Source organism: Zarconia navalis LEGE 11467 (genome assembly GCF_015207075.1).
GTDB classification, from domain to species: Bacteria; Cyanobacteriota; Cyanobacteriia; order Cyanobacteriales; family Geitlerinemataceae; genus Zarconia; species Zarconia navalis.
In genome coordinates this window covers 1-12,103 of record NZ_JADEXN010000091.1, presented here as the reverse complement: position 1 = coordinate 12,103, position 12,103 = coordinate 1, and the positions used below count along the sequence as shown (strand labels likewise).

Here is a 12,103-nt window from a genome sequence, read left to right as displayed (position 1 = left end):
TTTTTGTTGTAATATTCACTAATTAAATCCACCATATCCCTGAACTTCATTGCTTTTTTACTGCCACAAATAAAGACTTCACCCACCGCTTGGGGATGAGTGGAAGAAACGATGAAAAAGTCGGTGAGGTCATCGACATGAATAAAATGTAATAGGTTGTCACCATTCCCTATAGATGGAACCAAACCGTTGTGGGTTGAGTTCGATTCAGTTTTTCCGAAATTTCGCAATGACTGGCGAACCAAATAAATAGTTCAATCCTAATAATTGTGATGTTCCTTCTAAGACTGATGAGATTTCAGGTTTCTTTAAAGCTCGGTGGAGTACCATGGGTAGAAAAAACTGACCCTGGCGACGATCTTTGACCCAGTTAATCGACTCATAAAAGTCTATAATATCTTTTTCTTGATAACAAACAAAGGGTCGAGTATTGCCCTCCAAGCCTTTTTTGAATTTGAATAAGTAAGGGGCGATCGCATTAGAACTGCGAACTGTCGGATAATCGACAATCACCGCTTTGCTCGCCACTCGAGCTAATTCCTTGAGAAACTGTTGCCATTGCGTCACGTGGGCCAAAAAACGATAGCTAATGACCACATCAAAAGCGCCATCTGGATAAGGCATATCCAAAACATTACCCACTTGGAACGCACATTGCTCGCTGTCGAGATACTTTTGAATTCTGACCTTACACTCTTCGGAACTGCCTAAAACTGTGACTTCATAGCCACGTTCGATTAAAGCGCCGGTTAGTTGACCGTGACCCCCTCCCACATCCAAAATTTTAGCTTGGGGATAGGGTTCGAGCATTCGCAAGGTCGCTTCTTCCTGTACCCGCAACAGCCATTGGCCGATCTTACCCGCAAAACGTGTGGCGTAGTCTTCAGATGAGGTTTCGATGTCTGCTGTTTCGGGAAAACCATTATCGATCGCCATTTGCTTTGTTTCTGGTTCAATATTTTGTTCGGTGGCGACTGCCTATCGATCGGACTTGCTGGGAATTCTCAGGGCGATTTGATTGCGGATAAACCGCCAAGGTGTTTCTAAAGCACCATAGGCTGGGCAACTCACCTCAGAATTGAGAAGCATCGACCTCAACTGTTTGCCGGGTTCGGATGAATCGATCGTACCGGCGAGTCTCAAGCCAAAACGGCCAGGACGAGAGGCTTCCCAAGCCAATGGCAAGGGATCGGTTCCGGGTAAGATTCGCCAACCTTTTTGTTCTGCGGCTTGGAAATATGGAGGTCGCGACCAAAATTGAGGGCGACCGCTATTATCACCTAGAAATATAGGAGAAGGGCGATCGGTTTGCAACACGCCCTCGATGAGTTGACCTCGTTTACCCAGCCATTTACCCACTCCCCAAGGAAGTACGGGAAGACCACCAACATTTTGAATCTCTTGAATTGTTGCTTCGAGCGATCGACCGTCGGTCAAGTCTCCATCGGTCATCAGCGCCAAAACTTCGAGTTTCTCTTCTGTAATAATTTGCCGACCGGCAATCAGACAAAGTTTATGTCCCTGAGAGTTCGAGGCGTATAGAGAATAGGTTTCTGCGGTGGGAGAAAAAGTCCAACGCTTCGATAGTGGCGCGCGATCGTTTGGGTCTTTTATCCAACTCGATAGAGATGCAAACCAATTTTGATTACTGTTTTCGGTTAAGAGTAAAATTCCCGTGAAATTCTGATGAGACTGATATTTATTAGCCTGAATCGAAAAATTATTCCATGCAGAATCTAAAAATCGATCGAGATCGAAGCAATCATAAATATGGACGTGAGTATCAACAAGAATAATAGGGTTAGGATCTTGCTTTAATTCCATAGTACAAGCACAGTACAAACAACAAGAACGATCTAGCAATCCTCATTGAGGCATAGTACAGCTCGAGGGTTAGTATCGCTCGACCCATTCCCGAGAAGGGAAGACTTTTTACGCTGACCTACTCCGACGCTTGGCTGTACCTCATGAGACTTCCAAACGCTATAAATAGCCAGAAACAGACAGATTTTTTCTGCCCAATTGACTTTTATACTTAAACGAACGATTGATGGGGGGTTAGATTGAGTTTTAGCTCGCGATCGATTTGGCTCTGGCTCCAATCTAACTCCTTCGCCATTACCTTAGCACAGAGTTGTGTGGTAGCCGCGCCAGGAGAGCCTGCCGAACCCAGTTCGGTACGACGAAAAATTACATCGCTTAATTTTCGTGCCATTTCCTCGCGCACGGCATAGCAGACTTGTGCTTTGATGATTTGGGTTGTGTCACCTTCCCCATAACTCAACATATCTGTATAAGCACAACCGTAGTTATAAACCAGCGTTTTGATGGTTTCTGGGTCTACATCTGAGGGTTTTTCGTCAATCGCCTGTTGCAAAAAGCTGCCCGTATCGCTAATATCCCCACCATATAAGGGTGTCGTCGCCGACTTAGATGGTGGTGCTGTCTGTCCCCAGAACCCAAATAGACGATCGATTACTTTTTGAGCGACATCCCGAGCGGTGGTATATTTCACTCCAGTCACGGAAAATAGACCCTGATAACCGGCCTGGGTGTAATCCTCGATTTTGTAGTGTTTTGCGAATATCGGTTCTTGGCTCTGAGAAATTCCAGACTGAGGTAGCAAGCCGCCATGAACGAAAGCAACATCTTCCCTGGTGAGTTTTGCGGGAAGATAGGCTTGGTTAATTTGTGCGAGCAAGTCTGCAATCTCTGCTTCTGTCACGTTCCAGTTATCGGGGTCTCGATCGCAAATATTGTAAGCTGTACCTACCATACTTCGTCCTCGCCAAGGTGCGACAAAGAGCATACGAGAACCTTTCTTGACGATCGCATCGGGGTCGCTGTCACTTGACGAGTTCAAACCGACGGCATAGGTATCGAACAGAGGACGGCGCAGTACCAAGTTCATCGCTTTGGCGAAGGCTTGCTCCGGTGGGGGGGAGGGTAGCAAACCCAGCACCCGATTGAGCCAGGGACCACTTGTATTGATAACGGCTTTAGAGCGGATCTCGAATTTATTTCCGGCGATCGTATCTTCGACCTGTACCCCTTGAATCTTATCTTCTGTTTGAAGAAACCCAGTGACCTTCACGTAGTTGGCAACGGTGGCACCGGCATCGGCAGCCGATCGCACAAAAGCAAGGGTGAGTCGCTCGGAGTTATAGACTTGAGCGTCATGGAAAATTGCCGCTCCTGTCAAATTCTCAGTGGCAATACCGGGGACGAGCTTCTGGCATTCCTGTTTTGAAATGACGCGACCGCGAGGAATATGTTTCTGGCGATCTTGAAGATCGTTGCGATCGAAACTTATCAGATCGTTGATCGTCAGAGCGATCGAAAGCGCCTCTTTTCCCTTAATTCCATGTCCGTAAGTTGGAAGTAAAATCGGTAGGGGATGTATCAGGGGAGGCGCAATCCGCATCAAGGTGGTTCGTTCCCGAATCGACTCGCGCATTCGCTTGAAGTCAGCGTTTTGCAGATAGCGCAGTCCCCCATGGATGATTTTTAAGCTATTAGCAGAAGTCGCACCACCAAAGTCTTCTTTCTCTACCAGTGCGACGCTCAAACCGCGCAGACTTGCTTCCCAAGCAACACATGCACCGTAGATTCCACCACCAACGATCGTCAGATCGAAAACGTTTTTGGTGAACTCTGCTAAGTTTCGCTTCATATGCTCACTTTATCTTTAATCCTGATGCTTTGATTATGACAGAGAAGGAGCATCCGGGCATTATTTAACCAACGGCGCACCCGTCGCGTGTTTGCTTTGGGCGTAGTATCCTCGACAAGGCAGATAAGGCAGCCAGCGAGTTAGGTTGACTTCTGCGGTATGAACCAAAGCACTCACCATCCACAAGCAAGTCGTCAGATGCCCTTGATGAACCCAGATACAGCCTTGACCCAACCAGATGTTCAAGGCATTGTAGAGGCAGGAGTTTTTTTTCACAGCATTCTTATTCTTAGAGTGCGATCGAGGACGGCTTGCAGCGGTTCGCGGGGAAAGTTCGGATCGATCGAAGCCATTTGCGGTTTGCGATGGGTGCGGTGGAGCGATCGCACTTTTGTCTAAACTCCAGTAAATAATCCAGGCTAGTCTGAGGTTAAAGATTGGAGCGCTGCTTGATAACTTTTGCTGGCACACCCACCGCAATACTATATTCGGGTAAATCCTTCGTCACCACTGATCCGGCCCCGACAATAGATCCTTTACCGATGGTTACACCATCCAAAACAATGGCTCCTGCTCCCAGCCAAACATCATCACCAATGGAAACAGGCCCTTTAGAAAACAATCCCTGATCCATCAACGGAACATCAATGCGATCTGCAATATAACGTCCGCCCCCAATGTAACAATTTCCAGCAATTAAAACAGAATGTCCAATGGAAATTCCCGTAATGGAAGAGATCACCACATTACAGCCGATATCTGTGCGATCGCCAATCTGAAGCGGCCCAGTTTTTCCTTGAATTACGCAATTGCGAGAGATCATGACATCGTTACCTAGGCTAACTCCTACCTCTCCAGCCCCACTGGCATCCAAAATGCCATAGTCATCAATCGCAACCCGTTCGCCCATAGTGATTTGACCGGGGTGACGCAGGACTAAACCTCGGCCAAAAATGACACCCTTACCTACGGATTTGAATAGCTTAGGGTAGGATAATTTGCGAGAAACATAGCCCAGGGCACCGGGAAGGTTGCCAAAAAGTAAGGTAAACAGTTCATATTGCAATAAAGTTCCTAGCCCAGTCTGACCCAAAGCTTTTTGTTGGTAACGTTGCAACAGAGAGGACTGAGATTGATTTAACTGCTCCGTCAAAGGAGTTTTGGCAACTTTAACGCGGGTATCAGAATGATTTGGTGCAACCATCAGAGCAATTGATTTCTACAATAACGACATCAAGATTTTTTGAGGGAAACCCAACCTCGATCGACATACCATTGAGCTGTTTCTTGCAAACCGGCTTCATCAGAGTGGGCTGTCTTGAAGCCCAGCATATTTCGCATTTTTGTGGTGTTAAATGAGCGATCTTTGGTGTAGAAAGCAATCCGCCGGCGATAAATCGGGGGTTGAATACCTAAAGGCTTACAAATAAACTCACATAGATCGCCGATAGCAAATAGGGGGGTGGCTGGAATTTGAATCAGTTTAGGATCGACCTGATAACATTCCCCAATCAAATCTACCATTCTTTTGAAGGTCATGTCTCCAGGACTGCCACAGATAAATACTTCCTGTTCTGCCTGAGGATGCATAGCAGCCACCAGAAAGAAATCTGTTAAATCATCAACATGAATAAAGTGATACAGGTTACTACCATCTCCTACAACGGGAACCCAGCGACGGCTGACCATCTGGAAAATTTTCAGCAAACGTTTATCACCCGGCCCATAAATCCCCGCTGGACGTACTACAGCCAGAGATAACCCTTCTTTTTTGGCAAATTCCCGAATCCAGAGTTCCCCTTCCATCTTGGTTTCCTGGTAAATATCACCCGGTTTCATTCGATAGTTTTCGTCAGCCGGAGGATGTTCGATATGACTATGGACACCGATGGTAGAAACATGAACAAAACGCTTGAAATCAGGCTGTTTGAGAGCCGCTTTTGCCAGTAGTTGGGTACTGATAACATGTACCTGACGATACCCTTCATCTTTGAGTTTAGGATCTCGAAAGGGAGTCACCATGTGAAAAATATAGTTGACTCCCTCAGTGGCTTTGTCAATTAATTCTGGATCGAATACATCTCCCTGCAACCACTGAATGGGCATTCCTTTAAATGGAGCAAGATTAGAAGTCAGACGGGCGATCGCCACAACTTTGAGATTCTGCTCAACCAGTTTACGCACCAGAACTGACCCTGTAAATCCAGTGGCTCCTGTCACTAAAACTTTAGAACCTGACGGTAATTGCTCTGTCATTTTTTCCTCGCGACTGAATGGACTCATTCACTAATTATTGATAAATTTGGCAATTACTGGAGAACCCAATAATCAAGTTAATCCAGTCCACCGGATACTATTTTCTAAAACAGCAGAAAATTGAACTGCTTTTAAGGCGCGATGCACGACCATGGGGTAAAAAACTGAGCATAGCGCCGATCCAAATGTAGCCCTAAATTCTAAAAATTGCGAATCAGTTCTGCTTCCTGATAATAGATAAAAGGACGAGTATTTTTTTCTAAACCTTTTTTGAATTTAAATAAATAGGGGGTGAGAGCATTAATACTACGCTGAGTGGGATAGTCAATAATCACGGCTTCAAGATTGCCTCAGCTTGAATCCGGAGAAACCATTTCCCAATCTCACCCGCAAACCGATTTGCATAATTCTCAGAAGCTGTCTCAATATCTGCGATTTCTGGAAAGACAGGAGTGATAGGAGTGTTTGGACGATTGGGATCGAAAGGATCGCTATTTGAAGAATGACCGTCAGAAAAGCGATCCGGAGTATTCAGTTGCATCAGTTTTAATGCTACGTAGATAGGACTTCAGGATTCGGGACAGCGATCGCGGTGTGATTGATACAATCTCACTGAAGCCCTAGAGTACAACAATGGCTGAGTTCAGGGCAAACTTTCTCGAATCTTACTGCTCCTGAGAGGGCTGAATTTCATCACTCAACCAGTTATACAGGTCACGAACGGTTCGATGAAAGACGGCATAGCAGTGCTTTTCCTGAATGAACTTCCGAGCTGCAATTCCCAACCCTTGGCACAGCTCTGGATTTTGTACTAATTTAATCATACCTGCGGCAAAGCCCTCAGGAGTATCTGGGCTCAACAGAGAGATCTCATTGGTTAAAACCTGAGTATGAGTCAGCAAATCTGTTGCGAGTAAAGGTTTACCACTATCGAGATAAGAATAAACTTTCATCGGTGTATTTTTACCTTTGATTCGAGGTGAAACCAAGATGTCAGCCTGCTCTAGATAGCTGCTGAGATATTTTGCCGGTCTTTGGCCAATAAAATGAACTTTGCGATCGATACCGAGGTTTCGAGATTTCTTTTGATAATATTCAGTGCTAGTGGCTTCTCCGCCAATGATGACCAGTACTAATTTTTCATCCTGCTGTTGGGCAATGGCAAAGCTCTCCAGCAACAAATCAATTCCCTGGTAGGCCTCTAAATTCCCCACATACATCACTATAGAAGCGTCTTGAAGATTTAAATCAGCTCGCAAATCTTCTTGAACCTCGGGTGTTTCCTCTTCAAGTAAAGAAATATCGGGAAGAACTGCGATCTTCTCAGGAGAATGCTGAGCGATATCCTCAGCAATGGCTTCACAAACTGGAACTACAGCTTTGGCTTTCTTGACTGCAATTTTCTCAAGCCAGTTCAATACAGGTGCTAGAGGAGATAAGAACGGAAGCTGCTCCACCATTTGCTGAGCCACTGAAGAATCCATGTCATAGACATAAGGAATCTTAAATAATAGCTTGAACAATAGTGCAATAAAGACAGATTCCTCAACGGCTTGAATCACATCATAATCCCGACGAGAGATCAGTTGAGCGGCCTTGACGATCATCAAGAGATCGTAAACCAGCTTCTTTAAAGAAAATCCAGGCCGGACATTAGAAACTCCAGGCAGTTTCAGGGTGCGGTGGAGCTCAACATTGGGATAGTGAATGTCTCGCCCTTCTGGATAGGCTAAAACATCAACATGATATTTTTCTGTTGACAGAACTTTCAGGAAAAGGCTATCGTCAATTGGTGTTCCTCGATCTTGATAAAAAGGATGAGGTGTAAGAAATAAGACTCTTAGCTTTCCCTGGCTAGATGAAACGTGAGTAATATAATCAAAATCTTGAGAAGATTGAACCTGAGGCTGAACCCATTTTGTTTCTGCGAGTGAGCTTTGAGTTTGAAATATCATCATTTCGTTGTGTAAGTGTTTGACCGTTACGTTGCAATGACTAATGCTTTGAATTATTTCGTGCCTGACTCAATGTGCGTTTCACAAGCAATAGGTATTCCACGATTTTGATAGAAGGGATGAGGTGCTAAGAATAAAATTTTCATAGGTTTGCTAGACGTTAAAATGTATATTTGTTAGAGTTGTGAGTCTATCTAGATTTCCTAACACGATGGCAATATTACATTCTTGAATTCTACTCAAGATACTTCTTCTTCTGTAATGAATTATTTTGCGTTCGTGTTTCTTGCTCTTTAACTTATGAAATAATTTAGCATGTCGAAATTGATACCTGAGTATTTACTGAAGTTACTTCATCTAAAATTTATAAATTTACGATAGATCGAACAAGTTGCTTTATGTATTCATCAAAAACAAAAAAAATGCGTGTTTTTACGTAAAGCCGCAACCCGTACAATAGATTTATCTCTGATTCATGAAGTTCTGTGAGAGCTTCATAAAATAGGAAACAAAAAAGTATTATTTTTCAATTCCAAGTTAGATCTTGACCTTTAAGACTAGTTTTTCCTTTATTACAGGCTACTAAATCGCAATTCATAAAAAATAAAGAACTAGCTATATTCTTGTTTTAGAAAATTTATTGTTTTTTCGGACGTGCAAATTCGTTCAACTTCGCATTAAGCAAGCGAGCGTTTTCTGAGGTTGTAGCGATTCTCAGAGTGGATACTTCAGTATTTGTACGCATAAGTTAACCAAGGAGACAACGTGTTTATACGGAATCGGTGTTTGGGAAAACAGCGCTGAGTCATTGGAGTTTAGACGAATTTAGCGGCTCAAACGTCAAAATCTCGATCTTGAAATGATTTGAGCGTTTCTTGACATGTTGAGAACTTGAAGTCGAATAGGCTTGCTGCACAAAGGTGGCAACCTTCTCAATCGAATGGGCGTCTAAACTCCAGGGAGTAACGTCAGTTCGGGTTCAAGATGTTCGATCGCGAACAATCATCTCAAAAAAGGTATCTGCGATCGAAACGACCCGAAACGATAGGTGTCGCCACCTTAATTACGCTCGGTGACTCTATCCAAATAAATCACCAGTCTAAAAAGCCCGAACGTCATCTAAAGCGAGCATTCCGATGTGCGGTTTAACTCGAACAAGACTTCAATACCCAGCCGATAATAATGCCCAACCCCCCGTAACGCACAGCCTGCCAGAACGGTTCCCGTAGCGTCTCCCAGGACATGAGAGTACTTTCTAAGCGGATTTCGAGTTCTTCAAGCTGTTGGGAAATTTTCTGTAATTGGGTCTGTAACTGCGCTTGCAACTGGGGATTTTTGGAGCGGCGCAGTTGCTTTTTGAGTTGTTCGTGTTGCCCAGTCAGTTCCGCATGGCGCTCGGTATCGTGCTGAATTTGGTGGTGGCGTTGTTTGAGGGCTTGTAGGGATTTCTCGACGTTCGCGAGCATCGACTCGAAATCTGAGTCTTCTGTGTCGTTGCTTGCTGGAGAACGATTGGGGTCGGGAGGCGATGTCATTCGGTTTAGAGAATCTGGAGATGAGGCTGATGTCGGCAAGGTCGATCGCCAGTACAATACACAAATATATCAGCTCTCTAAAGGCTCATGACAGAATCTGCGCGAATTCCAACTGCCCGCTCCACTGCACTAAGCGATCCCCATCTGAGAAACCTCGATGATGTCAGCACCTTAGAACTCGCCCAAGCTCTTGCCGAGCGGCTGGCTCTAAACGAACGGGACTGGCACCGACTCAAGAGCGATCGAAATGTTCGCGCGCGCGAACAGGTGGCAGCAGCTCTGGTTTTCCTACTTAAAGGAAATCCGACAGAATCTCTTCCTCGCCTCGAACAGGCAGTCGGTTGGCTGAATCGATCGATTTCGGCTCCTCCTTGTCCGCAGCATGGCAAAAAGCGCGATCGATCGATCGAACCTAAATCGTAGTGGCAAGCGATCGAGAGCCTTTGACCTGTTTGCACAGTTGCAGTTCGCAACGCTGGGAATTCCACTCCACCCGATCGAAAATTTGCTGGAGAATAAACATTCCCCGACCGCATTCAGATTCTTCTTCAGGTAAGTCCTGCTCTTCGGAGCACCTGCACGGATCGATGTCGTGCTTTCCTCCATCGGAGATCGACCATTGATAGGTTTCTCCCCGGACACAAAAGTGGACTTCAATGGTTTTACTGGGGTCGAGCTGATTTCCGTGCTTGACGGCATTGACGAGAGCTTCTTGAAGTCCGAGTCGGATTTCAGGCGCTACGCAATCTGGAACTTCAGCTAACAACAGATCTAAAACGGAACCGAGGTACAATGTCGAGGCAAAACTAATCGTACCGGATTGGCGTCCGGGGGGACGTTTGGAGAGAGCCATTACTGAAAAAATCACCGATCTTTACAGGTTTAGAAACATTAGCGGACGAAGTAGTGACCCTGGGAAGAAGGAGTCATGTTGGTTAAAACTCATGCCAAAACACACTGAGTCTGCGTTCACCATACCAAAGCTACCCTGCCGTAGATTTCTAGATTCAAGGATAAGATTTCTGAAACCAAATTCAATTATTTGCCTGTCGTTCGATTCAGTAAGCCAGCGAAAATTAAACATTTATCCTCCGATTTAGCGTTAGCCCACTGTTGACAACATCTTGATAAAACTTAGAGAGGTCGGAGGTTGAGGTTGCTTCAATTTTGAGTTCGAGAGTCGCATTCTTCTAGGGTTGCCATCAGAGATAATTGAAGCATTAAATCAATAGATGAATTGGCTGCGGACTCTTCTATTGTAGCGAAATATGCCCAAAAATCTAGAGAAATTGAGAGGTATCCCGACTCAATTTGGGCAATTTCACGAATTGCCAAACGACGAAATCCCTGCTCTGGGGATATTTGGCTCGATTTTACAGTGGTTTGAGTTTTTTGAGAAAAAGCCCGAATGACAGCTAAGATATCAAGTCAGGTATTGCGCTTCGTCGAGGTTGGAGAGCCAAGGAAAGTTTGCTTCACGATCGAAAGCAAGATCGATTTTGTATCGATCTTCACAGTATAAAGAATTTCAATAGTAGGAAATACCCAAGAATCCCGTGGCATCAACTTTAGTAAAGATCGACAAAATGTTGCAACAATTTCAACGTTTTGGCGTGCATCTTGGCTTAGAGCGAATCGAGGGACTGCTCGATCGATTGGGCAATCCCCAAGCTTCGGTTCCGACGATTCATGTTGCCGGAACCAATGGCAAAGGCTCCGTCTGTGCCTATCTCGGGTCGGTACTCCATCGGGCGGGTTATCGTGTAGGACGCTATACCTCTCCCCATCTGGTGAATTGGTGCGAGCGAATTTGCTTGAACCAGCGTCCCGTCGCCCCTGAAGACCTGTACGGGTATGTCGATCGCGTTCGAGAAGCCATTGATGGCAACGCACCGTCTCCGACTCAGTTTGAAGCCATAACAGCCGCAGCTTGGCTATATTTCGCCGAGAAAAATGTCGATGTGGCGGTTATCGAAGTAGGATTGGGGGGACGACTGGATGCGACCAACGTTATCGATCGCCCCGTTGCGAGTATCATCACCTCCATCAGCCGCGAACACTGGCAGCGTTTGGGAAATACCCTCGGTAAAATTGCCACGGAGAAGGCGGGAATTCTCAAACCGGGGTGTCCCGCCATTATCGGGCCATTACCCGAAGAGGCGAGAAGGATTGTCGAGCAACGCATCGGCGAACTCGATTGTCCGGCGGTGTGGGTTGATGCAGCTCGCGCGCTACCCACAGAATCAGGCGATCCCCTCCCCCGAGCCCGTTATCGGGGAATAGAGTACCCTTTAGCGTTGTTGGGGGACGTGCAGTTAAGTAACTCCGCGATCGCGATTGCCACCTTAGAGTGCTTGCGAGAACGGGGCTGGAAGATTCCCGACGCGGCGATCGAAACGGGGATGGCGAACACCCAATGGCCCGGACGGCTTCAGTGGTTGCAGTGGCGCGATCGCCCTTTACTAATCGACGGCGCCCACAACGTTGCCGCAGCGGGAGTTTTGCGGCGCTATGCCGACACTCAGCCGCCTCCGATTTCTTGGGTGATGGGGATGCTGGCAACAAAAGACCATGAGGGAATTTTTCGCACTCTGCTGCGGGGGGGCGATCGCTTGTTTCTGGTGTCGGTTCCCGATCGCACCTCCGCAGATCCCCCGGAACTCGCCGCCTTGGCGCGCAGTATC

Annotated in this window: 13 protein-coding genes and 1 pseudogene; 2 read left to right on the top strand and 12 right to left on the bottom strand. The window is 46.0% G+C overall.

Annotated features, from left to right (window positions below; all coding sequences use genetic code 11):
- The 10 genes and pseudogenes from IQ235_RS06960 to IQ235_RS06915 all read right to left on the bottom strand — a co-directional run.
- Positions 1-185, bottom strand: a pseudogene (locus IQ235_RS06960) (NAD-dependent epimerase/dehydratase family protein); the annotation flags it as partial.
- 22 nt (positions 186-207) lie between these two features.
- Complete coding sequence (locus IQ235_RS06955; RefSeq protein WP_264320762.1) at positions 208-936, bottom strand: class I SAM-dependent methyltransferase; 729 nt, start codon at positions 934-936, stop codon at positions 208-210.
- 42 nt (positions 937-978) lie between these two features.
- Complete coding sequence (locus IQ235_RS06950; RefSeq protein WP_264320761.1) at positions 979-1,824, bottom strand: hypothetical protein; 846 nt, start codon at positions 1,822-1,824, stop codon at positions 979-981.
- Between the two features lie 211 nt (positions 1,825-2,035).
- Positions 2,036-3,673 carry a glycerol-3-phosphate dehydrogenase/oxidase gene (locus IQ235_RS06945; protein WP_264320760.1) on the bottom strand — a complete coding sequence of 546 codons (1,638 nt, stop codon included), beginning with the start codon at positions 3,671-3,673 and terminating at the stop codon, positions 2,036-2,038.
- A gap of 60 nt (positions 3,674-3,733) precedes the next feature.
- Positions 3,734-3,949, bottom strand: coding sequence for a hypothetical protein (locus IQ235_RS06940; RefSeq protein WP_264320759.1), 216 nt, complete (start codon positions 3,947-3,949; stop codon positions 3,734-3,736).
- A gap of 154 nt (positions 3,950-4,103) precedes the next feature.
- Entirely contained in the window at positions 4,104-4,877 is a 774-nt protein-coding gene (locus IQ235_RS06935) for an acyltransferase (RefSeq protein ID WP_264320758.1), read from the bottom strand.
- Between the two features lie 29 nt (positions 4,878-4,906).
- A complete protein-coding gene (locus IQ235_RS06930; RefSeq protein WP_264320757.1) occupies positions 4,907-5,929 on the bottom strand; it encodes an NAD-dependent epimerase/dehydratase family protein in 1,023 nt (340 codons plus the stop codon).
- Between the two features lie 331 nt (positions 5,930-6,260).
- A complete protein-coding gene (locus IQ235_RS06925) occupies positions 6,261-6,470 on the bottom strand; it encodes a hypothetical protein (protein ID WP_264320756.1) in 210 nt (69 codons plus the stop codon).
- A 124-nt stretch (positions 6,471-6,594) separates the two neighbouring features.
- Entirely contained in the window at positions 6,595-7,887 is a 1,293-nt protein-coding gene (locus IQ235_RS06920; RefSeq protein ID WP_264320755.1) for a glycosyltransferase, read from the bottom strand.
- Between the two features lie 1,142 nt (positions 7,888-9,029).
- Positions 9,030-9,419, bottom strand: a complete 390-nt coding sequence (locus IQ235_RS06915; RefSeq protein ID WP_264320754.1) for a sll0565 family protein — start codon at positions 9,417-9,419, stop codon at positions 9,030-9,032.
- An 87-nt stretch (positions 9,420-9,506) separates the two neighbouring features.
- On the opposite strand from IQ235_RS06915, the gene IQ235_RS06910 reads away from it, so the two are divergent.
- Positions 9,507-9,842 (top strand): DUF6439 family protein, encoded by a 336-nt coding sequence (locus tag IQ235_RS06910; RefSeq protein ID WP_264320753.1) that lies wholly within the window; start codon positions 9,507-9,509, stop codon positions 9,840-9,842.
- Here the strand turns inward: IQ235_RS06910 and IQ235_RS06905 are convergent.
- Positions 9,832-10,272: an ATP-binding protein gene (locus tag IQ235_RS06905; RefSeq protein WP_264320752.1), complete on the bottom strand. Its 441-nt coding sequence runs from the start codon at positions 10,270-10,272 to the stop codon at positions 9,832-9,834. The genes IQ235_RS06910 and IQ235_RS06905 overlap by 11 nt on opposite strands.
- Positions 10,273-10,580: 308 nt before the next feature.
- A complete protein-coding gene (locus IQ235_RS06900; RefSeq protein WP_264320751.1) occupies positions 10,581-10,754 on the bottom strand; it encodes a hypothetical protein in 174 nt (57 codons plus the stop codon).
- A 251-nt stretch (positions 10,755-11,005) separates the two neighbouring features.
- On the opposite strand from IQ235_RS06900, the gene IQ235_RS06895 reads away from it, so the two are divergent.
- Positions 11,006-12,103: bifunctional folylpolyglutamate synthase/dihydrofolate synthase (locus tag IQ235_RS06895; protein ID WP_264320763.1), on the top strand; the 1,098-nt coding region annotated here is incomplete at its 3' end.